Genomic DNA, 25,589 nt, shown 5'->3' on the forward strand with positions numbered 1-25,589 from the left:
CCTCAGCCTGGCGCGCTCCCCCGGGCGCGCCACCACGCGACGGTATCGTCGAGGCCGCGCGGCAGGTCGAAATGCGGCCGGAAACCGACGGCTTCCGTCAGGATGCGGGTCCCGGCCTCGATGATGGGCGGTTCCGTCGCGCTCAAGGGCCGGGCACCGAAGTCCAGGTGCTCGGCGCCGCCGAGCCGGGCGGCGAGCCCTTCGAGGAGCGCGCGCACCGGAATCGCCGAGCCCGAGCCGATGTTCACCGGTCCGCTCGCGTCGCCCGCCACCAGGGCGGCCAGGGCCTCGGCGGCATCCGCGACGTGCAGGAAGTCGCGGCACTGGCGCCCGTGCGAGGTCGGGAACGCGGTGCCGGCCATCAGCGCGTGGACCGCATCCGATACGAGCCGCCCGCGGCGCTCGCCGGGGCCGTAGAGGTAGAACAGCCGACCCCAGGCGAAGCTCAGGCCGTGCTGGGCGGCATGGGCCGACAGGATGCGCCGGGTGCCGTCCTTCGCGGCGCCGTAGAGCGTCGCGGGCCGGCAGGGGGTCGTCGCCTCGTCGAAGCGGGCGGTGCCCCAGGCGTACTCGGCGCAGGTGCCGACGCCGACGAAGCGGCGGCCCCCGGCGGCCGCGAAGGCCTGTGCCAGGTCGAGGGTGGCCGCGACCCAGTCGAGGTTGCGGGCCGAGGTCCAGTAGCGGCCGGGCTCCGCATCCCAGGCGAGGTGGAGGAGATGGCTCGGGCGGATCTCTGCGACCAGCGCGCGCCGGGCCTCGGGCACCAGCAGGTCGGCCGCGTGCCAGTGCGCCTCCGCCGAGGCGGCACGCCCGACGCCGTGGACCTCGAATCCGCGCGCCCGCAGGGCCGGCACGGCGTGGCGCCCGACGAAGCCGGCCGCACCGGTGACGAGGACGCGCCCGCTCATCGCACCCAGTCGGGATAGGCGAGGTCGCGCTCGGCGATCACCGTGACGGGCTCCGGCCAGACGAGGTCGAGGCTGGGATCGTTCCAGCGCAGGCCCCGGGCGCTGCCGGCCACGTAGGGGCGGTCGATCATGTAGAGCACTTCCGCGCCGTCGCTGAGGGCCTGGAAGCCGTGGCCGAAGCCGGCCGGGATGTAGAGGGCGTGACGGTTCGCGGCGCTGAGCTCGGTCCCGTAGGCCCGGAGGTAGTTGGCGGAATCCGGCCGCAGGTCGACGATGACGTCGTGGATCGCTCCGGCCGTGCAGCGCACGAGCTTGGTTTCCGCGTGGGGCTCGGCGGCGAAGTGCAGGCCGCGCACGGTGCCGCGCCGGGCGTTGTAGGAGACGCTGGATTGCGCGAAGGCGCCGATCAGCCCGCGCGCGGCGAAATCCTCCGCGCAGGCGGTGCGGGCGAAGAAGCCGCGCGCGTCGGCATGGGGTTCGGGGACGATCCGGTACGCGCCGGCGAGCGGCAGGGCCTCGAAGCGCATGGGCTCAGAACGCGGCCAGATGCGGGATCGCGGTGACGAAGCGCCCGCCCCAGGCCCGGATCGCGGCCATCTCGGCGGCGATCTCGTCGCGCAGGTTCCAGGGCAGGATCAGGACGGTATCCGGCCGCAGCGCGAGCAGCGCCTCCGGCGAGACCACCGGGATGCGGCTGCCGGGGAGCAGCATGCCCTGCTTGTGCGGCGAGCGGTCCGCCACCGCCCGCACCAATTCGGGGCCGATGCCGCAATAATTGAGGAAGGTGTTGCCCTTGGCCGCCGCCCCGTAGGCGCAGACCGTCCGGCCCGCCTCCCGCTCCGCGATGAGGAAGCTGAGCGCCGCGCACTTGATGTCGGCCACCGCCCGCCCGAAGCCCGCATAGCCGGCGGGCTCGAACAGGCGGGCCGCCCGCTCGATCCGCACCACGCGCTCCAGGGCCTCCGTCGGGGCATGGGCGGCGCCCTCGCGACAGGCGAAGACGCGCAGCGAGCCACCATGGGTCGGCCATTCCTCGACGTCGAACACGCGCAGGCCGTGCTGGCGCAGGACGCCGATCACCACCCCGAGGGAGAAATACGAGAAGTGCTCGTGATAGATCGTGTCGAACTGGCGCTGCTCGATCATGCGCAGGAGATGCGGGAACTCGAAGGTCGCGACACCCTCGGGCTTCAGGAGGATGGCGAAGCCGGCCACGAAGTCGTGGAGGTCGGGCACGTGGGCGAGCACGTTGTTGGCCGCCATCAGGTCGGCCGCGTGACCCGCGGCGCGAAGGCGCCCGGCGGTCTCGGCTCCGAAGAACGCGACCTCGGTCGGCACGCCCCGCGCCCGCGCCGCCGCCGCCACGTTGGCGGCGGGTTCCACTCCGAGGGCCGGGATGCCCCGCGCGACGACGTATTGCAGCAGGTAGCCGTCGTTGCTCGCCACCTCCACGACCTTGCTCCCGGCCCCGAGGCCGAAGCGCGCCTGCATGGCGGCGACATAGGCCTCCGCATGGGCGAGCCAGCCCGCCGAGAAGCCCGAGAAGTAGGCGTAGTCCGAGAAGATCGCCTCGGGCGTCTCGAAGGCTTCGAGCTGCACCAGGAAGCAAGCGTCGCAGACATAGGCGTGGAGCGGGTGGAAGGTCTCGCCGCGGTTGGCGCGGTCCGCCGGCACGTAGGCGTTGGCGAGCGGCGACAGCCCGAGGTCGACCAGGCTCCGGTCGAGAGGCGCGCCACAGGCGCGGCAGGGACGATGTGCGCTCACGCCGGTCACGCTCCGAGAGCCTCGTAGGCGCCGATCTGCGCCAGGGTCAGGTCGCGGGCCGATCCGCCGCCGGCCTGCGCCCGGTGCCAGGCCGCGGTCCAGGCGAGCGCCGCGTCGAGGCGCAGGCGCCGGTCCCAGCCGAGATGGGCGCGGGCCTTGGCCGAATCGACCTTGAGGAAGGTCGCCTCGTGCGGGTGGATCGCCTCCGACAGGTGCCAGAGGGCGTCCGACCCCCAGGCCTGGGCGAGCGCGTCGACGAGGTGGGCCACCGGCCGGCAATCCTCGTCGGCCGGGCCGAAGTTCCAGGCCTCGGCGTAGCGCGCTCCCGCCTCCCCGGACAGGCATTCGGCGAGGCGGAGGTAGCCGCTCAGGGGCTCGAGCACGTGCTGCCAGGGTCGCGTGGCGTGGGGCGCGCGGATCTCCACGGATTCGCCCCGCGCGAAGGCGCGGACGATGTCGGGCACGAGGCGATCCTCGGACCAGTCGCCGCCGCCGATGACGTTGCCCGCCCGGGCGGTGGCGACCCGGCAATCGCGCTCGGCCAGGAACGCGTCGCGGTAGGCCGCCGCCACCAGCTCGGCGCAGGCCTTCGAGCTGCTGTAGGGGTCGTGGCCGCCGAGGGCCTCCTGCTCGCGGTAGCCCCAGGGCCATTCGCGGTTCGCGTAGGCCTTGTCGCTCGTCACCACGATGACGGCCCGGACGGAGGGGGTCGCCCGCACCGCCTCCAGCACGTGGGCCGTGCCCATCACGTTGGTGGCGTAGGTGGCCAGCGGATCGCGGTAGGAGGCGCGCACCAGGGCCTGGGCCGCCATGTGGATGACGATCTCGGGCTCCGCGGCGGCGAGGCACGCGCGCACCGCCGCCGCGTCGCGGATGTCGCCGAGGTGCGAATCGAGGTCGGCACCGATGCAGGCCGTTTCGAACAGGCTCGGCGTGGCGTCGGGGGGCAGCGCCAGCCCGCTCACCCGCGCGCCCAGGCGCTCCAGCCACAGGCAGAGCCAGCCGCCCTTGAAGCCGGTATGGCCGGTGACGAGCACCCGCCGCCCGGCCCAGAAGGCGGGATCGGGATTCGGGTCGCGCGTGCGCGGCAGGGGGAAGGGCGAGGGCTGCACGCTCTGAAACGATCTCCGGTGACGCGCCAGACTACCAGCACTTCCAGGGCGGCGCGTCCCCGGCCCACAGGGCTTCGAGGTGGTTCTTATCCCGCAGGGTGTCCATGGCCTGCCAGAAGCCCGCATGGACGTAGGCCGCGAGCTGCCCGTCGGCGGCGAGGCCCTCCAGGGGCTCGGCCTCCCAGACCGTGGCGTCGCCCGCGATCCGGTCGAGCACGCGCGGCGAGAGCACGAAGAAGCCGCCGTTGATGGTCGCCCCGTCCCCGGCGGGCTTCTCGCGGAAGCGCCGCACGGTGCCGTCCTCCAGCTCCAGCGCCCCGAAGCGGCCCGGCGGCGTCACCGCCGTGAGGGTGGCGAGCTTGCCGTGCGCCCGGTGGAAGGCGGCCAGGGCCGTGAGGTCCACGTCGGCGACGCCGTCGCCGTAGGTCATAAAGAAGTCGTCGTCGCCGAGATAGTCGCGCACCCGCTTCAGGCGCCCGCCCGTCATCGTGGTCTCGCCGGTTTCGATCAGCGAGACGCGCCAGTCCTCGGCGGTGCTGCGGTGGAAGTCCACGTGGCCGCGCCCGATGTCGACGGTCACGTCGGACAGGTGCAGCCGGTAGTTCAGGAAGAACTCCTTGATGACGTAGCCCTTGTAGCCGAGGCAGATCACGAACTCGCGCACTCCGTGGGCGGCGAAGATCTGCATGATGTGCCAGAGGATCGGCCGGCCGCCGATCTCCAGCATGGGCTTGGGGCGGGTCACCGTCTCCTCGGAGAGGCGCGTGCCGAGACCGCCTGCGAGGATGACTGCCTTCATGGGGGCCTGCGGGGTCTTCGAAACCTGAGGAATCTCCGGGTCCCGAGAGGTCTTCGCAGATCCCGGGGAGCGTCGGCGGCGGTCCGCAACGCTTAATCGAGGGGTCGGGCTTCGTCCAGGCAGGCGCCCGAACGGACCCTTTAGCCGACTTTTCCCAACCGGACGGCCTCGATCCAGGGGCACTGTCATCGCAGCTTCATACGGCCCGGTCATGCCCCCATCGCGGGGAACGGTCACGGATGCCGGTGGATGCGCCTGGATGGACCGGCGCGGGCCAACCACCCGCGGGTTATCATGTCGGAGAGGATGAGCGATGCGGGCGGCTGACGAGCGCGGGATGGCCGAACCCGGCGAGGGCTCGGCCCGCGCGGCGATGGCCTCGCTCCCCGAGACGAGCGATGACAGGGATAGCGAGCGGAGCATGAGCAAGTCCGACAAGCGCCTGCGGCCTCCGGGCTCGAAGAGCGTCGGCTGGGCCCTGGTCCAGGCTGCCCGTCTGCATCGTTCCCGCGTCGGTGATCGCCTGGCCGCCCTCGACCTCTTCGCCGGGCAGGAACAGGTGGTGCAGGCGCTGGCTGCGGCCGGAACCATGACGATGGGCGACCTCGCCGCGACCCTGCGGGTGCGTCCGCCGACCGCCTCGAAGACCATCTCGCGCCTCGCTGCCCTCGGATTCGTCGAGCGCCGCGCCGAGGCCGGGGACGGCCGGATCGTGCGGGTGCGCCTCACCGAGACGGGCCTCGCCAAGGCGGCGGCCATCGAGCGGCTGTGGGACGATGTCGAGGCCGAACTCCTCGACGGCTTCGACGGCAAGGAGAAGCGCCGGCTGCGCAAGCTGCTGCGCAAGGCGGCGCGCAACCTCGCCGAGGTCTCGGGTGTCACCGGCCACGAGGTCGAGGGCGATTCCGAGATGGACGAGGACGAGCCGGACACCCTGGGGGTGCCGGGCGCATTGTAGCGCGTCCCGTCGCCGGGGGCGGCGACGCTCGATCGGGTGGCAGGCGAGAGCGCGGGGGCGTCTCGGCCTTACGACGCCTTGGCTTTCGGCACCTTCGCCTTGCGCATCATGCCGGAACCCGCATGCACGGCCTGCCGGCGCGTAAACAGACGTGCGCCATTCCGCTCCAGGAGAAAGGCCAGGCGTGTGGCGGCCCGGTCGAACAGCCAGACCGCCGCATAGAGCACGATGACGATCGCGCAGCCGAGGCCGATCAGCAGGCCCAGGATCCCGGGCGCGGGTAGAACCATCAGGCAGATCAGCCCGAAGGTCGCAAGCAACGGTATGGCCTTTGCCATGGATGGGCCCTCCGCCAGCGATATTCTGGCGACGATGGACCGGACATCGATAAGAAAGCGTGCAGGTGGGGCGATTTCCCCGTGCGCTCGCAACCGGAGGTTCGCGCCGGCACGCGAAAGCGAGGGTCGATGCTTCTGGACCAGGGCGGACCCGAGCCCGACGCGGGTGTGCGCCGCCGCGGCCCTGCTCTAAAGCTTGCCCCTCCTTCAGTTCAAACCGGGCGGAATGCCGCCCTGGATCGGGATCGGGTCATTGGGGTCAGAAGCAGGGGGCGCCGCGTCGAAGAACCGGCGCCTGGCCGGCATCGCGCTGATGTGCGGCACGCTGGCGTTCTTCGCCTGCCTCGACGCCTCGGCCAAGACCCTGGCCGGCCGCGGCGTCGATCCGCTGCTCTCGACCTTCATGCGCTACGCCGTCAACGTCACCCTGGTGCTGATGGTCCTCAATCCGATCCGAACGCCCGGGGTGGCGCGGACGAACCGGCTCACGCTTCAGGTCCTGCGCTCGCTGCTGCTGTTCGGCTCGACGGCCCTCAACTTCCTGGCCCTGCGCAAGCTCCAGCTCGCCGAGACCCTGTCGATCCAGTTCGCGACGCCCCTGATGGTGGCGCTGCTCGCCGGCCCGCTGCTGGGCGAATGGTCGTCGCCGCGGCGCCTCGTGGCGGTGGCGGTCGGCTTCCTCGGCGTTCTGGTCATCGTGCGGCCCGGCGTCGACGCATTCCAGCCCGCGGTGCTCCTCAGCATCGGCAACATGCTGTGCTACGCGTTCTACGTGCTGACCACGCGCAAGCTCGCGGGCGTCGATTCGACGGCCACGACGGTATTCTACTCGGGGCTCGCCGGGCTCGCGGTGATGAGCCCGCTCCTGCCCTGGATCTGGACGACGCCGACGGCGTGGAGCACCTGGGCGCTGCTGGTCGGGGTCGGCCTGTTCGGCACTCTGGGACACTGGCTGCTGGTGCTCGCGCATGCCCGGGCACCCGCCAACGTGCTGGCGCCGTTCATCTATACCCAGCTGCTCTGGTCGGCGATGCTGGGCTACCTGATCTTCGGCGACGTGCCGAACCGATGGACGCTGATCGGCGCGTCCATCGTCATCGGGTCCGGGCTCTACCTCCTGGCCCAGGAATCCACCCCCCGTGCGCGGCGCCGGCCGGACGCACGGCCCGCCACGCAGGATCCCGCATCCCCTCAGCGGTGACGGCGGTGATGGGAGTGGCGGCGGGACTTCATGCGGGTGCGGTAGGCGCGACGGCCCGGATCGATGCCGAGCGCCCCGTTCACGGTTCCCACCGCGCCGCCGACCGCGCCGCCGACGATGCCGCCCACCGGACCGGCGACCCGGTCACCCTCGGCCGCACCACGGCGGATGCCGCCCGGAAGGCCCTGCGCTTCGGCCGCGCCCGACAGGGCGAAGGCGGACAGGACGAGGCTGGCGGCGAGCAGAGCTTTTCTCATGATCGTATCTCCCAATGGCGCCGCGTCTCGGTCACCCCTATCGGCGTGGTTCCCGGCGGACCGCCGGACGGCACCCGAACGCGTGCGGGACAACGGCCGAGCTTGAAAAAGGTCCCGAGGAAAATTCGCGGCGCGCGGAAGGCGGAAAGCTCGCTGGTCTCGCGCCTGCGCCGCTGCTAGAAGCCGGCGCATGTGCGTTGATGGTGATCCGCGCGGGCGGTTCGGCGTGCCGAGCGCGTCCCGGCCTCGAATTATGAGCCCGGCCTGCGCCTGAGGGCCGCCGCGGCGGACCGATGCGAAGGCCGGGAGGGCGACGACTCGCCTCCGTTCCGCCGGCCCCGGGGGCAGTCCTGCCCACCGACCGCCTCAATGACGACCCGCGCCGAAGACCTCACAGACATCCCATGAGCGACCAGACCTCCCCCGCCGCGGCCCCTGCCCGCGACTATTCGAAGACCCTGTTCCTGCCCCAGACCGAGTTCCCGATGCGGGCCGGCCTGCCGGTGCGCGAGCCCCTGCTGCTGGAGCGCTGGGCCGCCATCGACCTCTACGGGCAGATCCGCGCGCAGGCCGCCGGGCGGCCGAAATTCGTGCTGCACGACGGCCCGCCCTACGCCAACGGCAACATCCACATCGGCACGGCGCTCAACAAGATCCTGAAGGACGTGATCGTCCGCGCGCAGGGCACGCTCGGCTACGACGCCAACTACGTGCCGGGCTGGGACTGCCACGGCCTGCCCATCGAGTGGAAGATCGAGGAGCAGTACCGCGCCAAGGGCCGCAACAAGGACGACGTGCCGGTCATCGAGTTCCGCCAGGAGTGCCGGACCTTCGCGGCCCATTGGCTCGACGTGCAGCGCGGCGAGTTCAAGCGCCTCGGCGTGACCGGCGACTGGGACCATCCCTACGTCACCATGTCGTTCCCGGCCGAGGCCGCGATCGCCCGCGAGCTCATGACCTTCGCGATGACGGGGCAGCTCTATCGCGGCTCGAAGCCGGTGATGTGGTCGGTGGTGGAGAAGACCGCCCTGGCCGAGGCCGAGGTCGAGTACGAGGACGTCGTCAGCGACGCGATCTTCGCCGCCTTCCGGATCACCGTGGGGGCGACGGAGGATCTCGCGGCGGCACGGGTCGTCATCTGGACCACCACGCCCTGGACGATGCCCGCCAACCGGGCGGTGGCCTATTCGCGCAAGGTCACCTACGGCCTCTATCGCGTCACGGCGGCGGCCGAGGACAACTGGGCCAAGGTCGGTGACCGCTACGTCCTCGCCGACGCCCTGGCCGCTTCGGTCTTCGCGAGCGCCCGGGTCGAGGCCTTCGAGCGTCTGCGCGAGGTCGCGCCGGCCGAACTCGCCGGCCTGACCCTGAGCCATCCCCTCGCCGGCCACCTGTCCGGCTACGACTTCGCCGTTCCCCTCCTCGATGGCGAGCACGTCACCGACGAGGCCGGCACCGGCTTCGTCCATACGGCTCCGAGCCATGGCCGCGAGGATTTCGAGGTCTGGATGGCCAATGGACGCGCCCTCGCCCAGCGCGGCATCGAGACCCGCATCCCCTACACCGTGGATGCGGACGGCGCGTTGACCGAAGAGGCCCCCGGTTTCACGGGAAAACTCGTTCTTAACCACAAGGGCGAGAAGGGCGACGCCAACAAGGCGGTCATCGCCGCCCTCACGGAAGCCGGCACCCTGGTGGCGCGCGGCACGCTCAAGCACAGCTATCCGCATTCCTGGCGCTCGAAGAAGCCGGTCATCTTCCGCAACACCCCGCAATGGTTCATCGCCCTCGACAAGCCGGTCGAGTCCCTCGGTGAGAAGACCCTGCGCGACGTGGCGCTGAAAGCGATCGAGGAGACGCAGTGGGTCCCGCCCCAGGGCAGGAACCGCATCAACGGCATGGTCGCCAACCGGCCCGACTGGGTGGTCTCGCGCCAGCGCGCCTGGGGGGTGCCGATCACGGTCTTCGTCAAGCGCGGCACCCACGAGGTCCTGCGCGACGAGGCGGTGAACGCGCGCATCGCGGCGGCCTTCCACGCGGAGGGCGCGGATGCCTGGTTCACCGATGCCGACGGCGCCCGGTTCCTCGCCCCCGACTACGATCCGGCCGCGTACGAGAAGGTCACGGACGTCCTCGACGTCTGGTTCGATTCCGGCTCGACCCATGCCTTCGTGCTGGACGATCCGGAGCAGTTCCCCGGCCTCTCCGGCGTCAGGCGCCGCCGCGACGGCGGCGCCGACACGGTGATGTACCTGGAGGGGTCGGACCAGCATCGCGGCTGGTTCCAGTCGTCCCTGCTCGAATCCGCCGGGACCCGCGGCCGTGCCCCCTACGACATCGTCCTGACCCACGGGTTCGTCCTCGACCCCAAGGGCCTCAAGATGTCGAAGTCGAAGGGCAACGTCGTCGCGCCGCAGAACGTCATCAAGGATTCGGGCGCCGACATCCTGCGCCTGTGGGTGGCGGCCTCCGATTATGCCGACGACCTGCGCATCGGTCCGGAGATCATCAAGACCTTCGCCGAAACCTATCGGAAGCTGCGCAACTCGATCCGCTGGATGCTCGGATCGCTGGCGCATTTCGAGCCCGGTACCGAGATCCCCCACACGGAGCTGCCCGAACTGGAGCGCCTGATCCGGCACCGGCTGTCCGAGCTCGACGGCGAGATCCGCGAGGCCTACGCCACCTTCGACACCAAGCGGGTGGTGGCGCTCCTCAACGGCTTCATGACCGGCGACCTCTCGGCCTTCTACTTCGACGTGCGCAAGGACGTGCTCTACTGCGACCCGGCCTCGTCGCCGGTGCGCCGTGCCGCCCTCCAGGTGATCGACGAGACCTTCCGCCGGGTCACGATCTGGCTCGCGCCCGTGCTCGCCTTCACGGCCGAGGAGGCCTGGCTCGATCGCTACCCGTCGGAGACAGGTTCCGTCCATCTCCAGACGCTGCCGGAGACGCCGACCGCCTGGCGGGACGACGCCCTCGCCACCCGCTGGCAGACCATCCGCCGGGTCCGCCGCGTCGTCACCGGGGCCCTGGAGATCGAGCGCACGGCCAAGCGCATCGGCGCCAGCCTGGAGGCGGCGCCCACGGTGTACGTCGCGGATGCCGAGTTGCGCGCCGTGGTCGAGGGCGTCGACTTCGCCGATATCTGCATCACCTCCGCCATCCGCATCGTGGACGGCGAGGGTCCGGCCGAGGCCTTCCGCCTCGACGACGTGCGCGGCGTCGCCGTGGTGCCGGCCCTCGCCGAGGGCCGCAAATGCGCCCGCTCCTGGCGGGTGACGCCCGCGGTCGGCAGCGACCCGGACTATCCCGAGGTGACGCCGCGCGACGCGCGCGCCCTGCGCGAGTGGGACGCCGCCCATGCCGGCACGAACGCCGCGTGACGCGCCTGCCGCGCCCTCCCTTCCCTCACCTCCGGGGGAGGACCCGAGCTTGCGCATGACGCCCTTCCGCCTGGGCCTCGTGGCGCTTCTCGTCACCCTGGTCCTCGACCAGGCCTCGAAGCTCTGGCTCTACTTCGGCACCGACCTCGTGCTGACGCAGCCCTGGCGGATCGCGCCCTTCGCGGAGTTCCTCGTCGTGTGGAACCGGGGCGTGTCCTACGGGATGTTCCAGCAGGAGGGCGGCCTCGGCCGCTGGGTGCTGGTGGGCGTGTCCTCTCTCGCCGCCATCGGCCTGACGCTCTGGATGCGGCGGGCGGAATCGCGCCTGCTGGCGGTGGCGCTGGGCCTCGTCGCGGGCGGCGCCATCGGCAACGCCATCGACCGCGCCGCCTACGGGGCGGTGTTCGACTTCGTGCACCTGCACTGGCGAACCTGGTCCTGGTACGTCTTCAACATCGCCGATGCGGCGATCGTCGCGGGCGTCGTCGGCCTGATTCTCGACAGCCTCCGGCCCGCACCCCGGAGCACCGGTTCCGGCCTCTGATCCGTCACCGGCATTTCCGCCCGACCTGTGATCCGTAAACCACAACGGGGATCGTTGTGCCGGCAAGGCTGGTGCACTGCGGTCAAGGCGCCATACGATCGCCCGAAACCGGGATCAGGCCGAGGAGGTCGGATCAGGATCGCTGCACAAGGCGACCATCCGGGCTCGGGGAACCGGGACCCACAACCGGGCGGAGAGCGGGGATAGCATGATCGGGCATCGCGGTTTGCTGATGGTGGTGGCGGGCGTCCTGGCCGCCGGGAGCGCTCAGGCGCAGCAGGGCGTGTTCATGCGCGACGCCCTCAGCAATATCGGCCTGATCGAGCCGGAGAAGCCCGCGATCACCTACCGCGAACGTGCGCCCCTGGTGATGCCGCCCAAGCTCGACGGCAAGTCCCTGCCGCCGCCGCGCCAGCCGGAAGCCTCGGCGCAGTGGCCCAAGGATCCCGAGATCGTCCAGCGTGAGCGTGAGCGCGAGGAGGCCCGGAAGCCGATCGTGCGCGGCGCGCAGGGCCGGATGAACGACAACAACATGACCCTCTCCATCGACGAGATGCGTGGCGGGCGCCGCGCTGGCGCCCAGACCCGCACCGAGCCGGGCCGGCCCGAGGGCGAGAACGACGACCGCAACTCGTTCTGGGCGAACCCCTTCGGCCTGCGCTCAGCCGAAGTGGCGGAGCCTTCGGCGGTGGAGCCCGACCGCGACGTGCTCACCGATCCGCCGACCGGCTATCGCAAGCCGCCGCGCAAGGTCGCCAAGACCAACGGCGACCCCGTGAACAACCCGTACCGCGAGCGCGAAGAGTCCGATCCGGCCGCCTACATGCGGGCACGGTCCGCGAACTGAACCGCGGGTCCGGCTCGGCGCCGCGCGGATCGCGTGCGCCGCGGGAGAACCCGTTTCCTGCCCCTCCGACGCACCCCAGTGGTACGGAGCCGGCGCAATGCCAACATGACGGATGGCCCTCGCAAGTGGCCGACCGCGGAAGGAAGAGCTTCGATGCACCTGTTCAGGAAGGACATGCCCCTCTTCGGACCGGCGCGCGGCTACGCGAGCGCGGGCCGGGCGGAAGCCGCGCCCTTCGGGCGCTCCGAGGCGGGCGGTCCCGAGGTCAGTGCGTTCGCGCTCGACAATGGCCTCGACGTCGTCGTCGTTCCCGATCACCGCGCCCCGGTCGTCACCCACATGGTGTGGTACCGCAACGGCTCGGCCGATGATCCGTTGGGCCAGTCGGGTATCGCCCACTTCCTCGAGCACCTGATGTTCAAGGGCACCGAGCAGCACCCGATCGGCGCCTTCTCGAAGGCCGTCTCGGGGCTCGGCGGCCAGGAGAACGCCTTCACCTCCTACGACTACACCGCCTATTTCCAGCGCGTCGCCCGCGACCACCTTCGGACCATGATGGAGTTCGAGGCCGATCGCATGACCGGCCTCGTCCTGGACGATGCCGTGGTGGCGCCGGAGCGCGACGTGGTGCTGGAGGAGCGCCGCATGCGGGTCGAGACCGACCCGTCGGCGCAGCTCTCCGAGGCGATGGCCGCCTCCCTGTTCGTGCACCACCCCTACGGCACGCCGATCATCGGCTGGATGCACGAGATCGAGGAGCTGAACCGCACCCACGCCCTCGATTACTACAAGCGCTTCTACACGCCGGAGAACGCCATCTTGGTGGTGGCCGGCGACGTGACGCCGGACGATGTCCGCCGCATAGCTGACGACACCTACGGCCGCGTCACTCCGCAGGGCACGCGGCCCGTGCGCATCCGTGCCAAGGAGCCGGAGCCCCGGGCGCTCCGCCGCCTCGCCGTGGCCGATCCAAAGGTCGAGCAGCCGACTCTGCAGCGCCTCTACCTCACCCCGTCCTGCATCACCGCGCGGGACGGCGAGTGCCACGCCCTCGAGCTGCTGGCCGAGGTGATGGGCGGCGGCTCCACCTCCTACCTCTACCGCAAGCTGGTGATGGAGCTCGGCGTCGCCGTGAACGCCGGCGCCTGGTACATGGGCTCGGCCATCGACGACACCCGTTTCTCCGTCTACGCGATCCCCGCCGAGGGCATCAGCCTGGAGAAGCTGGAGGAGGAGGTCGACCGCGTCCTGCGCCGCGTCCCCTCCGAGGCCCTGGAGCCCGAAGCGATCGAGCGGGCCAAGACCCGGCTCGTGGCCGAGACGGTCTATTCCTCCGACAGCCAATCCTCGCTGGCGCGCATCTACGGCTCGGCGCTGGCCATCGGCGAGAGCATCGAGGAGGTCCGTCGCTGGCCCTCCGACATCGAGGGCGTGACCAAGGCCCGGCTCGCGGCGGTGGCCGAGCGCTACCTGACGCCGTCCCGGTCCGTCACCGGCTACCTGACCAAGGCCCGCGAGGCCGACGCGGCCTGAGGCCGCTCCCGGCCTCGGGGCCGGGCCACGCAATTCGAGAGGCCGCGGCGCGCGTCGCCGCGCCCCGCGCACAGCATGAGGTTCCCATGAACGTGGCCACCACCGACCTGCTCGACACCTCCGCCACCCGCTCCGCGACCTCGCCGACGCAGGCGGTCCCCGTCGCGGCGGCGCCCGGCATCGAGGCGTGGCACGTCGAATCCCCGGTGGTCCCGCTGATCGCCCTGGCCTTCACCTTCGAGGGGGGCGCGGCGCAGGACCCCGAGGGCAAGGCCGGCGTGGCCCAGATGCTCGCCCGCCTCCTCGACGAGGGGGCCGGCGACCTGTCCTCCGACGCCTTCCAGGAGCGCCTCGCGGCCAGGGCCATCGAGCTCTCCTTCCATGCCGGCTCCGACGCGCTCGGCGGCTCCCTCAAGATGCTGGTCAAGCACGCCGACGAGGCCATCGACCTCCTGGCCCTGGCCCTGGCCAAGCCCCGCCTCGACCCCGACGCCATCGAGCGGGTCCGGGCCCAGACCCTGGCCGGCCTGCGCTACCAGCAGAACGATCCGGGCGTGATGGCCTCGCGCCGCTTCTTCGCCGAGGCCTATGCCGGCCATCCCTATGCCCGCCCATCCTCCGGTACGCCCGAGAGCATCGCGTCGATCACCCGCGACGACCTCGTGGCGATGCATCGCCAGATCATCGGCCGCGGCGGCGTGAAGGTCGCGGCGGTCGGCGCCATCGACGCGGCGCGCCTCGCGGAGAGCCTCGACCGGGCCTTCGGCAGGCTCGACATGGCGGCCCCCCTCAAGGCGGTGCCCCAGACCCGGATGCAGAACATCGGCGCGCGCCACGTGGTCGATCTCGACGTGCCGCAATCCGTGATCCGCTTCGGCATGAACGGCGTGCCGTGGTGCGACCCGGACTTCATCCCGGCCTACGTGCTGAACCACATCCTGGGCGGCGGCTCCTTCACCTCCCGCCTGTTCCAGGAGGTGCGCGAGAAGCGTGGCCTCGCCTACTCGGTCGGCACCTCCCTCGTCAGCCATCGCGCCGCATCGATGACCTGGGGCTACACCGCCACCAAGAACGAGCGCGTCGGCGAGGCGCTGTCGGTGATCGGCGAGGAGATCGGTCGCCTCATCACGGACGGTCCCTCGGACGAGGAGCTGCAGAAGGCCAAGGACTACCTGACCGGCTCCTACGCACTCGGCTTCGACACCTCGACCAAGATCGCGCACCAGCTCGTGCAGATCGCCTTCGAGGGCCTCGGCATGGACTACATCGCCCGCCGCAACGATCTCGTCGCCAACGTGACCCAGGGCGATATCCGCCGCGCCGGGGCCCGTACCTTCGCGGACGGAAAGATGCTCGTGGTCGCCGCCGGCCGGCCCACCGACTTCTGAGGACTCGCGCATTTCGGAAGGCTCCCGGCTTTCCCGGGAGCCGCGGACGAACCGCCGCGCCCGGCGGCGGCTTCGCGGGACTGTACGCGGGCACGGCGGTTGCTAGTTTCCGCCGGGGCGGCGACGATGCTGCACCGCTCGTTTTCAAGCTCGGGACAGTCCGGATGACATCACGCCTCGCCTCCCTGCCGGCCCGCCTCGCCCTCGTCACGGCGATGGGCATCGCCGCGACGCCGGCCCTGGCCCATCCCGGCCATGAGGCCGCCGCCGGCCTGACGCAGGGCTTCCTCCATCCCCTGAGCGGCCTCGACCACGTCCTCGCCATGGTGGCGGTGGGTCTGATCGCGGCCCGCATCGGCGGTCGCGCCCTGGTCCTCGTGCCCCTGTCCTTCCTCGGCATGATGGCCGTCGGCGGCGCCCTCGGGGTCGCGGGCATCGGCCTGCCCTTCGTCGAGATCGGGATCGCCCTCTCGGTGGTGGTGCTCGGCGCCTCCCTGGCCCTGCGCCCGGCCCTGCCGGTCGCCGCCGCCATGGTCCTCGCGGGCGCCTTCGCGGTGTTCCACGGCCACGCCCACGGCGCCGAGATGCCGGAGACCGGCTCGGGCGTCGCCTACGGTCTCGGCTTCCTCGGGGCGACGGCGCTCCTGCACGCGGTGGGCCTCGGTCTCGGCCTCTCGGCCGGCCGGCTCGTGCGGAGCCTCACCGCCCTGCGGGTGGCGGGTGCGGGCCTCGCCGTCGCGGGTCTCGGCCTCCTCGCCGGCGCTCTTTAGACCTCCCTCTGTCCCCGATCGTCCAACGGCCCCCGTGAGGGGCCGTTTTGTCTTCGGGCCTGCCGCCCCATCTGACAGGTCCGCTCGCCGTCCAGGGATCAGCCGATGCAGCTCACCGGAATCCACCACCTCACCGCCATCACCGCGCGGGCGGCCGACAACCTGGCCTTCTACACGCGGGTCCTCGGCCTCCGGCTGGTGAAGAAGACGGTGAACCAAGACGACGTCTCGGCCTACCACCTGTTCTACGCCGACGGCCTCGCCTCGCCCGGGACCGACGTCACCTTCTTCGACTGGCCGGCGCCGCCGGAGCGGCGCGGCACCAACAGCATCAGCCGCACCGCCCTGCGGGTCGCGGGCGCCGACGCGGTCGGCTGGTGGCGCGAGCACCTGGCCCGGCAGGGCGTGACCCATGCGGTGCCCGTGGAGCGCGATGGCCGCCTGACCCTCGATTTCGAGGATGGCGAGGGCCAGCGCCTGATGCTTGTGGATGATGGCGGCGCCGGCGAGGGCCATGCCTGGGCGCAGAGCCCGGTGCCGACCGAGCACCAGATCCGCGGCCTCGGACCGATCCGCCTCAGCGTGGCCCAGATCGAACGGACCGAGGCGGTGCTCACCGAGATTCTCGGCATGAGCCACGACCGGAACTATGAGCTTCCCGAGGGCGAGGTCCGCGTCTATCGCATGGGTGCGGGCGGTCCCGCCGCTGAACTCCACCTCGTGGCCGAACCGAACCTGGCCCCCGCCCGCCAGGGCGCCGGGGCCGTGCACCACGTGGCCTTCCGCATCCCGGATGCCGATTATGCGGCCTGGGCCGACCGTTTGAAGCAGGGGCGCATGCCCTCCAGCGGACCGGTGGACCGCTACTATTTCCGCAGCCTGTACTTCCGCGAACCCAACGGAATCCTGTTCGAGATCGCCACCGACGGGCCGGGCTTCGCCACCGACGAGCCGATGGAGACCCTGGGCGAGCGCCTGGCCCTGCCCCCCTTCCTCGAGCCGCGCCGGGCGGAGATCGAGGCCGGGCTGAAGCCGCTCTGACCGGCCCGGACGGGATTAAGAACAATTCCAAGCCACTGCGCGGTCGTGCGCCTGCGTACGCGCGCCGCCTTGACGGGCCTACCGCAGGTGCGAGAAGACCCCACCCAAAGCTTCGAGATTCGAGCGAAATTCGAGACGGACCGTCGATGAGCAAGTTCAACGAGGAGCGTGTGCTGAGCGTCCACCATTGGACCGACACGCTGTTCTCCTTCCGCACCACCCGGGATCCCGCCTTCCGCTTCCGCAACGGCGAGTTCGTGATGATGGGTCTCGAGGTCGAAGGCCGGCCGCTGCTGCGCGCCTACAGCGTCGTCTCGGCCAACTACGAGGAGGAGCTGGAGTTCTTCTCGATCAAGGTTCCGAACGGCCCGCTCACCTCGAAGCTGCAGCATCTCAAGGTCGGCGACCCGATCATCGTCGGCAAGAAGCCCACCGGCACCCTGGTGCTCGACAACCTGATGCCGGGCAGGAACCTCTACCTCCTCGGCACCGGCACCGGCCTCGCGCCCTTCATGTCGATCATCAAGGATCCGGAGACCTACGAGCGCTTCGAGAAGGTCGTCCTCGTCCACGGCTGTCGTCAGGTGCAGGAACTCGCCTATGGCGAGACCATCACCCAGGATCTGCCGAACCACGAGTTCCTCGGCGAGGTGATCAGTGCCGGACTGATCTACTACCCGACCGTGACCCGCGAGCCCTTCCGAAATCGCGGCCGCATCACCGACCTCATGACCTCGGGTAAGTTGTTCGAGGATATCGGCCTGCCGCCGATGTCGGTGGAGAACGACCGCTTCATGCTCTGCGGCTCGCCCGACATGATCCGCGACACCCGCCAGCTGCTCACCGAGGGCGGCTACGAGGAGGGCAACCACGGCGAGGCCGGCCACTACGTGATCGAGAAGGCCTTCGTCGAGAAGTGAGCGATCCCCGCGCCGTCTTCATCGCAGGCGCCGGGACCGAGATCGGCAAGACCTACGTCACTGCCGCCCTGACGCGGCGGCTGCGCGCCCTAGGCCACGGCGTGCGCACCCTCAAGCCCCTGGCGAGCGGCGTTCCGCCCCTCGATGCCGCGGACTTCGCGCAGAGCGACACCGGGCGTCTGCTCGCGGCGCAGGGGCTGGCCGTGACGCCAGAGACGGTCGCCGCCTGCTCGCCCTGGCGCTTCGCCGCCCCGCTGAGCCCCGACCTTGCCGCTGAACGCGAGGGCCGGACCCTGGCCTTCGACGACCTCGTCGGCTGGTGTCGGGCCGAGATCGCGGCCACGCCGCCTGACGCCACTCTGCTGATCGAGGGCGTCGGCGGCGTGATGAGCCCCGTGACCTGGGAGGCGACCGGCCTCGACTGGATCAAGGCGCTCCGCCTGCCGGCACTCCTCGTCTCCGGGTCCTATCTCGGCGCGATCAGCCACGCGCTCACGGCCGCCGAGACCCTGCACGCCCACGGCGTCCCGCTGCTCGGGCTCGTCGTCTGTGCCAGCCCGGATGCCCCGGCACCCCCCGACTTCGTCGCGGCGTCGATCGCCCGCCACCAGGCCGCCCCGGTCGTCGTCATCGCCCGCGACGGCGATTGCCCGGCCGCACTCGTCGATCTGGTGCGCCCGTCCTCCGCAGCCTGAACCGGCGTGTCGCCCCTGCGGATCGCCTCACAGCACCCGAAGCGCGAGCGCTCCGGCCGGGCAGATCCGCAGCACATGCGGGCGCTCCGGCAGCACGTCCCAGATCCGTGCCTCCCCGTAGCGAAGCAGCACCGCGCCCTCCGGTCCGGGCCCGTGGAAGCACTGCTCCAGGGCGACCACCAGGGTCGGGCGGGGCGGATGCGGACGCACGGTGATGTCGACCGCGAGGGTGAAGGCGTCGGCCGCCGCAGCCGGGAAGGCGTCGAGGTTCTGGACCAGGCCGTCGATCTCGCTCCCGTCGAGGGTCAGCACGAGGCAGAGCCGGGGCAGGAAGTCGGGGCAGGCCGGGACCGGCACGTCCCGCCGCAGGGTCAGGGCGAAGCGGGACGAGCCCTGCGCCGGATAGGCCCAGCGATGGGCCTCGCGCACGCCCTGGAAGGGCACCCACTCCTCGGGCTGCGAGGCGGACGGGGCGGCGACGCGGCCCTCCGCCCGGCCGTCCTGCCGGTAATGCACCAGGGGGTTGACCCCGGCGCGCCCGACATCGGGGTAGCGCGCCACGTACATCAGGGTGCTGAAGGCGGGGTTGGGGTCGAGGCCGGCCTTCGCCCCCACGCGCAGGTAGTGCCGCACCGGGTCGAGGCGGGTCGGGCCGCTCTGGCGCCTGTAGAAGGCGGTGTCGAAATCGGCGCTGGGATCGCGGTCCTGCGCCGCGCCGCGCCAGACGTAATGCAGGAACGGATCGATGCCGGAGCGGGCCACGTCCGGGTGGTTCGCCCGGTAATAGGCCGCGTCGAACAGGCGGGGGACGCGGCCGAGGATCGCCCGGCGAAGCAGGGCCGTGGCGATGCGGACGGCGCGGGAGGGGAGTGGAAGCGTCATGTGAAGGTCGGCGCCTCGCAGAGGCGGCGCAGGACCGCGCGGTAGGCCTCGGCATCCTCGTCGCGGCCGACCTGGGCCAGGCCGGCGCGCTGCACCCGCGTCCAGGCCGCCTCGGTCTCGTGGAGATGGGCCAGGGCTTCGGCGAAGCCGCCGGGATCGTGCCAGTCGCGGATCCGGTATCCGGTGCCGTCGGGCCAGCCCATCTGCCCGGCCAGGACGGGGGTGACGACGCTCGGCAGGCCGCGCGCCACGGTCTCCAGGACCTTGTGCGGAATGCCGGCGGCGAAGCGCGTCGGCGCGAGGGCGACGCGCGCGGCGTCGAGGGTCGGGCCGATCTCGTCGATGCGGCCCAGCACGGTGACGCCGGGGCGTGCCAGCCGCTCGGCGATGGAGGGGGCGACCGTGCCGACGATGGTGAGGTGCGCCTCCGGCAGGATCGCCCGCAGGGCCTCCCAGGCCTGATCGAAGAACCAGTCGAGCGAGTCGATATTGGGCGCTCCCTCACGGGCGAGGGAGCCGAGGAAGACGAACCCCCGGCGCTCCGCGAAGCCGGGCGGGTTCGGGTGTGGTGTCTGGACGTGGCCGAGGACCACCGGATCGGCGACGCCGGCCCGTCGCAGCAGGCGCGCATCCGCAGGGGAGACGCAGACGACCCGGTCGGCCGCCGCGATCGACCGAAGCTCCAGGGCGGTGGCCCGGCCGAGGGCCGGCCCCGGCGCCGGCCGACCCTTGAGGGCGTCGACGACGAACTCGCGCAGGGCATAGAGGGATTCGGAATCGAACACGACGCGGGAACGGCCGACATCCCGTGGGCTCAGGCCGAGATCCGCCAGGACCTCGCACACCATGCGGATGTGGGGCGGCCGGCTGACCCAGAGCACGTCGTAGGCGCCCGCGCGTTCGGTGATGAGCCGCCGGAAGCCCTCCCGACCGCAGGGCTCGATGATCTCGATGCGCTCCGAGAGGTCGCGGTAGGTCGCCGCCGGATCCTCGCGCTCGCCGTAGACCGAGCACACCGTCACCGCGTAGCCGAGATCGGCCATCGCGTTGAGGATGGTGTTGGCCCGCGGCAACCCGGCCCCGAGATCCTGATGGGGCGCCTGGTCGTCGACGTAGAGGACGCGCAGGGCGAAGGGTGCGTCGTCGCGGGGGCCGAAGCCCGTGCGCTGCGGCCCCTGCCCGAACAGCCAGGCTCCGTGCCGTTCGCGGAAGCGCACCCGGTTGCGGTCGAGGAGCGCCTCCACGTCGGCGCGCCGGACGCTGGTGGCGCTCTCCACGTGGATCGCGATGGCGCGCGGCTGGTAGACGACCCGCCGTCCCGCCTGATGGCAGCGCGCGCACAGGTCGGTGTCCTCGAAATAGGCCGGCGCGAAGAGGTCGTCGAAGCCGCCGAGTTCCGTGAACAGCCGGGCCTCGATCATCAGCAGGGCCCCGGAGACGTAGCCCGCGTCGCGGGTATAGGAGGCCTCCGGAGCGAAGGGATCGAGGACACCGCGGCCGGCCGGATGGGTCAGCTGCGGATCGTCCTGGAAGCCCGCCCCGGCCTCCTGCAGGATGCCGCCCGGAAACACCAGGCGGCCGCCGACGATGCCGATGTCGTCGGAGTCCGCGAAGGTGCCGACGAGGGCCGCCAGGGCACCGGGCATCAGGGCGATATCGGGATTGAGGAAGAGCAGGTAGCGGCCGCGGGCTTCGGCGGCGCCCTGGTTGCAGGCGGGGCCGAAGCCGGTGTTCTCCGGGTTGAGGAGGATCCGGGCGCCGTCGAGCCGCCCGAAGAGCGTCCGGGTCTCGGCATCGGAGGCGTTGTCGACCAGGATCACCTCGAAGGACGGCCCGGCGAAGGCCTGCTGCCCGGCGAGCTTGGCCAGGGTCCAGGCGAGGAGGTGCCGGGCGCCGCGCGCGACGATCACGACGGAGATCACGGGCTCGGCTTCCGCCCGGAACGCGATGCGGATGTCGTTGAGAAACAACGCGTTCCAGATCAGGGCGGCCTCGACCAGGGCGGCCTTCCGGCCCGCGGGGGCGTCGAGGATGTCGGGGGCCGCCATCATGGCAGGGGCTCCGGGATCGGCGCGGTGTCGGCCAGGACCGTGATGCGGCCGATGAGGTCGTCGTGCAGGAACAGGATCGTGGACGCCTCCGCGCGCGCCGCGAGGCCCGTGAAGGTCACGGCCGCCGGTGCGCCCGGGAGGTCCGCGCGGGTCGTGGCATACATTAGACCCTGGCCGGTATTCAAAAGGGTGACGCGTCGGAGCGCGAGTTCCCGCGTCGGCGCGCCGATCTCGAAGGCGGCGTTGGGGTGGAGGCCGGATACCAGGTGACGGGGCAACGTGAGAACGAGGATCGTCCCCTCGGGGGTCGCGCCGACGCGGCGGGCCTGCGCCTCCCAATCCGCCGCGACGGGCGCGAACCGGGTCGCGAGATCCGCCCGGAGGGGCGGGGGCAGGCGCCGGTCGCGGACCCATTCCGGCGACAGGGCGAGGCGGAGGCCGGCCAGGCCGGCCTCCGGGCCAGCGTCCGGCACGCCGCCCCCGGCCTTGGCGAACCAGCGCCGGCGCGCGGGCGAAAAGGACCCGGTCCCCGGCGGGGCGACGCGCTCGGTGGCGACCAGGAGCCCGAGGTCGTCATCCGCGCGCAGGTCGGACCGCAGGGAGGTTTCGCAGGTGAGGCACCCGCTCGGGAGAGGCGTGCGTACGCGAACCGGCTCGGGGGGCGGCGAAGGATCTTCGGCCGGCGAAGGATCTTCGGCCGGATCCGCTTCCGCTTCGGGACCCGGAAGCATTGCCAGCAAAGCGGTCTCCGCACGCTCCGCGTGCTCATTGTAGCCGGCAAAAAGATCGGCGCAGGCGCGGGTGAGCTCCTCGAGACCGGCGGGATCCGCGGCCAGGGCGAGCACCCGATCCTTGACCTCTTCCGCATCGCGGAGGCGGTGGTCCGGGGACACCGGGTCGAAGCCCTCGAAGCCGAGGGCCGTGCCGATGACCGGCTTGCCGAAGGACAGGGCCTCGGCGACCTTCATCTTCAGGCCGCTGCCCATCAGGATCGGCGCCACCACGAGGTCGACGCCGTCGTAGAAATCCTCCAGCTCGGGCACGTAGCCGGCGAATTTCACGCCGGCTTGTGCGGTCGGGCCGAGGCTGCTGCCGATCTCGCCCGCGATCACGAGTTCGGGCCGGGCCGGGGTCCAGTCCGCGCTCCAGGCGGCGGCGAAGCGCCGGATCGAGAACAGGTTCGGGTCGTTGCCGTGGCCGAGGAAGCCGATCCGCTCCACCCGGGCCGGGGCCGCGAAGGGCCGGCGCGCGGGAAAGCGCGGCGGCAGCAGGTGGACGCGCCGGTCGGTGATCGTCCGGAAATAGGCCGCCTCCTCGGACTGGATCGCCAGCACGATGTCGGCCCGGGCGAGGCCCGCCGCCTCGCCGGGGCGGTCGGTGTAGAAGAAGTTCGGCTCGGCCCGGAACGGCCGGTACTGGCGCTGCCGGTCGGCGAAGCGGTCGTGGGTGTCGATGAGCGTCAGCAGGCCCGGGGGCGCCGCGTCCAGCGCCCGCGACAGGAACACGTAGTTCATCAGGATGGCGCGGGTCCGCGGATAGGCCTCGCCGTACCAGGCCACGAAGGCGCCGACCTCCTCGGGGCACCAGGCGTCGATGGGAAAGCACCGCGCCCGGGTGGTGAGTGGGATGGTCCCGCGTGGCTCGATCCGGAAGGTGTGCCGGAACAGGCCCGCCGCCGCGGCCTCGTCGGTGGGCGGGTGCTGCCCGAAGCGGCGGTAGATCTGGTCCTCGTGGGCATAATAGGCGAGGTCGACGGCATAGCCGCCGCGCTGCAGGGCGGCGCAGGTGGTGAGCAGCCGGCGCCGGTTGCCGGCGCTGGTCGGGAAGGCCGGCATCGGCGCCACCACGAGGATCGCGGGGCCGCTCACCGGACGCCCTCGCGGCGCAGGGCGGCCGGCGTGACGCGGCCCGTGCCGAGGAGGAGCGCGGTCTCCACGCTGGCGCCGCGGGGATTGCCCCAGGCCAGCGCCAGGGTGAGGCCGATCTCGGGGGCCGGGCCGAAGCGGAGCTCGGCCGCCGCCACGCGGGCGCAGCTCCAGGTGCTCCCGGCCCGCAGCAGCAGGTAGTTCGGCACCGTGGAGCCGGAGAGCGTGGCGCGGCCCGCATCGTCGCCCGCGAGGCCGAGGCGCGGCGCCGTCTCCGGCAGCGCCGCGTCGGCGACGGCGGGCGCCAGCAGCGGGAACAGCGTCGCGAGGACGTCGAGCGTGTCCGGCGTCACGGCCGCCAGCACCGCCTCGCCGAGGGCGGCGCGGTCGGGCCGCGCCAGCTCCGCGACGGGCCGGGGCCTCGGGCCGACGAGCGTCTGATCGCGAAAATGCGTCTCCAGGGTCAGGGCACCGCCCTCCGTCAGCGCCCCCCGCGCATCGTGCAGGACGAGGAGCCCGGCGGGATCGGGCTCGGGGCCGCCGAAGCCGGTGAAGGCCCAGGTCAGGAGGCTCAGGCCGGGCGGCTCGGTGACCGCCAGGGGGATCGGCAGGTCGGTGGCCACCGGGTAGCGGCAGACCAGCACGCCGTGCCCGGCCGCGAACAGGCGGGCCTCGGTCGGCGTGGGATTGGCGGGGGTGGCGGTCATGCGGCCTTGGTACTCGGGCGGAGCGTGCGTCCGCGGATCTCGAACGGTCGAAAGTCGCCCGATCCTCCCCGCTCGGCGGAGGCTCGCGCCCCGTCTCGCGCCGGTCGGCGATGGGGCGTCGTCACGCGCGTCCCCGGGGGGATCGGCCCCAAGCTCCAGGGTGCGACGCCGCGCGCCACGGGAGACGACGGGGCCGCTCAGCCGGCCTGCTGGCCCCCGAAGGCCGCCAGGATGCGCGCCCAGGAGCGGGTGCCCTTGTGGAAGCTGTTCAGGTCGTACTTCTCGTTGGGCGAGTGGATGCGGTCGTCGTCGAGGCCGAAGCCGATCAGGAGCGTGTTGCGATCCAGCAGGCGCTTGAAGTCGCCCACGATCGGGATCGAGCCGCCGGCGCCGATGGTCACGGCGGGCACGCCCCACTCCTCGGCGAGGGCCGCGCGGGCGGTCTCGAGCTCGGGCATGTCGAAGGGCAGGCTGATGGCGCGGCTGCCCTTGTAGCAGATCACCTCCACCGAGCAGTCGGCCGGGATTCTTTCGCGCACGAAGGCCTCGAAGGTGCGGGCGAGCCGCTCCGGGTCCTGGTCGTCGACGAGGCGGAACGAGACCTTGGCGCTGGCCTGGCCGGCGATCACCGTCTTGGTGCCCTCGCCGGTATAGCCGCCGATGATGCCGTTGACGTCGCAGGCGGGGCGCGACTGGATCAGCTCGATGAGCATGCGGCCGCGCTCGCCGGCCGGCTCCGACAGGCCGATGGGTCCCAGGAACGTCTCCGCCGTGAAGTCGAGGCCGCGCCACTGCTCCAGCACCTCCGGCGGCGTCTCGCGCACGCCCTCGTAGAAGCCCGGCAGCGCGACCTTTCCGTCGGCGTCGTGCAGGTCGGCGATGATCTTGGACAGGACGTGGATCGGGTTCCGCGCCGCCCCGCCGAAGAAGCCCGAATGAAGGTCGCGGTCGGCGCAGGTCACCTTCACCTCGAAATAGGCGAGGCCGCGCAGGGAGGTGGTGATGGCCGGCGTGGTCGGATTCCACATGCTGGTGTCGCACACGAGCACGATGTCGGCGGCGAGCTTGTCCCGGTTGGCCGCGACCCATTCGGGCAGGCCCTGCGAGCCGTTCTCCTCGGCGCCCTCGATCAGGATGGTGACGCCGCAGGGCAACTCGCCCGCCATCGCCAGATGCGCCCGGCAGGCCTCCACGAAGGTCATCACCTGGCCCTTGTCGTCCGAGGCGCCCCGCCCGACGATCTGCTTCTCGCCCTTGGCGTTCAGGGAGAGGCGCGGCTCGAAGGGAGGCGTCTCCCAGAGGGCCAGGGGGTCCACCGGCTGCACGTCGTAGTGCCCGTAGAACAGAACGTGCGGGGTGCCGGGCTTCGGCGCGTGGGCCAGCACCACCGGGTGCAGGGAGGTCTCGTGGATCCCGGTCTCGAAGCCCAGGGCCGTCAGAGTGCCGGCGAGCCAGGTGGCGGCATCGCGGCACTGGGGCGCGAAGGCCGGATCGGTGGAGATCGAGGGGATGCGCAGGAAGGCGAAGAGCCGCTCCAGGGCGTTGTCGAGGTCGCGGTCGATGTCGTTGAGAACGGGAGCGAGCGCGGTCATCGGGCGTCCTTGATCGAAGGCGGGCGGCACC

Annotated in this window: 23 protein-coding genes; 11 read left to right on the forward strand and 12 right to left on the reverse strand. The window is 71.7% G+C overall.

Translation table 11 applies throughout. From position 1 onward, the window contains the following. Nucleotides 1–2: 2 nt before the first annotated feature. The 5 genes from AC0IWM_RS00260 to rfbF are packed head-to-tail and all read right to left on the reverse strand — an operon-like array spanning nt 3 to nt 4,583. Nucleotides 3–908 (reverse strand): NAD-dependent epimerase/dehydratase family protein, encoded by a 906-nt coding sequence (locus AC0IWM_RS00260; RefSeq protein ID WP_471752538.1) that lies wholly within the window; start codon nt 906–908, stop codon nt 3–5. Then, a complete protein-coding gene (locus AC0IWM_RS00265) occupies nt 905–1,435 on the reverse strand; it encodes a dTDP-4-dehydrorhamnose 3,5-epimerase family protein (RefSeq protein WP_471752539.1) in 531 nt (176 codons plus the stop codon). Before AC0IWM_RS00265 ends, AC0IWM_RS00260 begins: the two co-directional genes overlap by 4 nt. A gap of 4 nt (nt 1,436–1,439) precedes the next feature. After that, complete coding sequence (locus tag AC0IWM_RS00270) at nt 1,440–2,672, reverse strand: methyltransferase domain-containing protein (protein ID WP_471752540.1); 1,233 nt, start codon at nt 2,670–2,672, stop codon at nt 1,440–1,442. Between the two features lie 5 nt (nt 2,673–2,677). After that, nucleotides 2,678–3,784: a CDP-glucose 4,6-dehydratase gene (gene rfbG, locus AC0IWM_RS00275; protein WP_471752541.1), complete on the reverse strand. Its 1,107-nt coding sequence runs from the start codon at nt 3,782–3,784 to the stop codon at nt 2,678–2,680. Between the two features lie 31 nt (nt 3,785–3,815). Further along, nucleotides 3,816–4,583, reverse strand: a complete 768-nt coding sequence (rfbF, locus tag AC0IWM_RS00280) for a glucose-1-phosphate cytidylyltransferase (RefSeq protein ID WP_055946355.1) — start codon at nt 4,581–4,583, stop codon at nt 3,816–3,818. 337 nt (nt 4,584–4,920) lie between these two features. On the opposite strand from rfbF, the gene AC0IWM_RS00285 reads away from it, so the two are divergent. Then, on the forward strand, nt 4,921–5,541 hold the full coding sequence (locus AC0IWM_RS00285; protein ID WP_471753079.1) for a MarR family winged helix-turn-helix transcriptional regulator: 621 nt from the start codon (nt 4,921–4,923) through the stop codon (nt 5,539–5,541). A 68-nt stretch (nt 5,542–5,609) separates the two neighbouring features. Here AC0IWM_RS00285 and AC0IWM_RS00290 read toward each other — a convergent pair whose 3' ends face one another. Beyond that, complete coding sequence (locus AC0IWM_RS00290) at nt 5,610–5,879, reverse strand: hypothetical protein (protein WP_471752542.1); 270 nt, start codon at nt 5,877–5,879, stop codon at nt 5,610–5,612. Nucleotides 5,880–6,132: 253 nt separating this feature from the next. On the opposite strand from AC0IWM_RS00290, the gene AC0IWM_RS00295 reads away from it, so the two are divergent. After that, complete coding sequence (locus AC0IWM_RS00295; protein WP_471752543.1) at nt 6,133–7,080, forward strand: DMT family transporter; 948 nt, start codon at nt 6,133–6,135, stop codon at nt 7,078–7,080. On the opposite strand, the gene AC0IWM_RS00300 is transcribed toward AC0IWM_RS00295, so the two are convergent. Further along, entirely contained in the window at nt 7,071–7,337 is a 267-nt protein-coding gene (locus AC0IWM_RS00300) for a hypothetical protein (protein ID WP_056218320.1), read from the reverse strand. The genes AC0IWM_RS00295 and AC0IWM_RS00300 overlap by 10 nt on opposite strands. 404 nt (nt 7,338–7,741) lie before the next feature. Here AC0IWM_RS00300 and ileS point away from each other — a divergent pair, with 404 nt between their 5' ends. The 9 genes from ileS (at nt 7,742) to bioD (ending at nt 18,461) form a co-directional block, all read left to right on the forward strand. Further along, complete coding sequence (gene ileS / locus AC0IWM_RS00305) at nt 7,742–10,723, forward strand: isoleucine--tRNA ligase (RefSeq protein WP_471752544.1); 2,982 nt, start codon at nt 7,742–7,744, stop codon at nt 10,721–10,723. Between the two features lie 55 nt (nt 10,724–10,778). Then, a complete protein-coding gene (lspA, locus tag AC0IWM_RS00310; RefSeq protein WP_471752545.1) occupies nt 10,779–11,267 on the forward strand; it encodes a signal peptidase II in 489 nt (162 codons plus the stop codon). Between the two features lie 208 nt (nt 11,268–11,475). Then, complete coding sequence (locus tag AC0IWM_RS00315; protein ID WP_471752546.1) at nt 11,476–12,114, forward strand: hypothetical protein; 639 nt, start codon at nt 11,476–11,478, stop codon at nt 12,112–12,114. Nucleotides 12,115–12,267: 153 nt separating this feature from the next. Further along, nucleotides 12,268–13,647 carry a M16 family metallopeptidase gene (locus AC0IWM_RS00320; RefSeq protein WP_471752547.1) on the forward strand — a complete coding sequence of 460 codons (1,380 nt, stop codon included), beginning with the start codon at nt 12,268–12,270 and terminating at the stop codon, nt 13,645–13,647. Nucleotides 13,648–13,733: 86 nt separating this feature from the next. Then, nucleotides 13,734–15,035: a M16 family metallopeptidase gene (locus AC0IWM_RS00325; RefSeq protein WP_471752548.1), complete on the forward strand. Its 1,302-nt coding sequence runs from the start codon at nt 13,734–13,736 to the stop codon at nt 15,033–15,035. Between the two features lie 164 nt (nt 15,036–15,199). Beyond that, entirely contained in the window at nt 15,200–15,805 is a 606-nt protein-coding gene (locus AC0IWM_RS00330) for a HupE/UreJ family protein (protein WP_471752549.1), read from the forward strand. Nucleotides 15,806–15,910: 105 nt separating this feature from the next. Next, nucleotides 15,911–16,846 (forward strand): ring-cleaving dioxygenase, encoded by a 936-nt coding sequence (locus AC0IWM_RS00335; protein ID WP_471752550.1) that lies wholly within the window; start codon nt 15,911–15,913, stop codon nt 16,844–16,846. 146 nt (nt 16,847–16,992) lie between these two features. Beyond that, nucleotides 16,993–17,766 carry a ferredoxin--NADP reductase gene (locus AC0IWM_RS00340; RefSeq protein WP_471752551.1) on the forward strand — a complete coding sequence of 258 codons (774 nt, stop codon included), beginning with the start codon at nt 16,993–16,995 and terminating at the stop codon, nt 17,764–17,766. Beyond that, nucleotides 17,763–18,461 carry a dethiobiotin synthase gene (gene bioD, locus AC0IWM_RS00345; protein ID WP_471752552.1) on the forward strand — a complete coding sequence of 233 codons (699 nt, stop codon included), beginning with the start codon at nt 17,763–17,765 and terminating at the stop codon, nt 18,459–18,461. The genes AC0IWM_RS00340 and bioD overlap by 4 nt, the downstream gene beginning before the upstream one ends. 27 nt (nt 18,462–18,488) lie before the next feature. Here the strand turns inward: bioD and AC0IWM_RS00350 are convergent, their stop codons facing one another. The 5 genes from AC0IWM_RS00350 to AC0IWM_RS00370 all read right to left on the reverse strand — a co-directional run bounded on the left by AC0IWM_RS00350 (nt 18,489) and on the right by AC0IWM_RS00370 (nt 25,558). Beyond that, the gene (locus AC0IWM_RS00350; RefSeq protein WP_471752553.1) at nt 18,489–19,343 is read right to left on the reverse strand and encodes a hypothetical protein; all 855 of its coding nucleotides are present in this window, start codon (nt 19,341–19,343) and stop codon (nt 18,489–18,491) included. Continuing rightward, complete coding sequence (locus AC0IWM_RS00355) at nt 19,340–21,394, reverse strand: glycosyltransferase (protein WP_471752554.1); 2,055 nt, start codon at nt 21,392–21,394, stop codon at nt 19,340–19,342. Before AC0IWM_RS00355 ends, AC0IWM_RS00350 begins: the two co-directional genes overlap by 4 nt. Then, the gene (locus AC0IWM_RS00360; protein ID WP_471752555.1) at nt 21,391–23,262 is read right to left on the reverse strand and encodes a glycosyltransferase; all 1,872 of its coding nucleotides are present in this window, start codon (nt 23,260–23,262) and stop codon (nt 21,391–21,393) included. The genes AC0IWM_RS00355 and AC0IWM_RS00360 overlap by 4 nt, the downstream gene beginning before the upstream one ends. After that, nucleotides 23,259–23,966: a hypothetical protein gene (locus AC0IWM_RS00365; RefSeq protein WP_471752556.1), complete on the reverse strand. Its 708-nt coding sequence runs from the start codon at nt 23,964–23,966 to the stop codon at nt 23,259–23,261. Before AC0IWM_RS00365 ends, AC0IWM_RS00360 begins: the two co-directional genes overlap by 4 nt. A gap of 197 nt (nt 23,967–24,163) precedes the next feature. After that, nucleotides 24,164–25,558, reverse strand: coding sequence for a M20/M25/M40 family metallo-hydrolase (locus AC0IWM_RS00370; protein ID WP_471752557.1), 1,395 nt, complete (start codon nt 25,556–25,558; stop codon nt 24,164–24,166). Between the last annotated feature and the right edge of the window lie 31 nt (nt 25,559–25,589).

It is taken from the genome of Methylobacterium sp. AC433 (genome assembly GCF_979253015.1).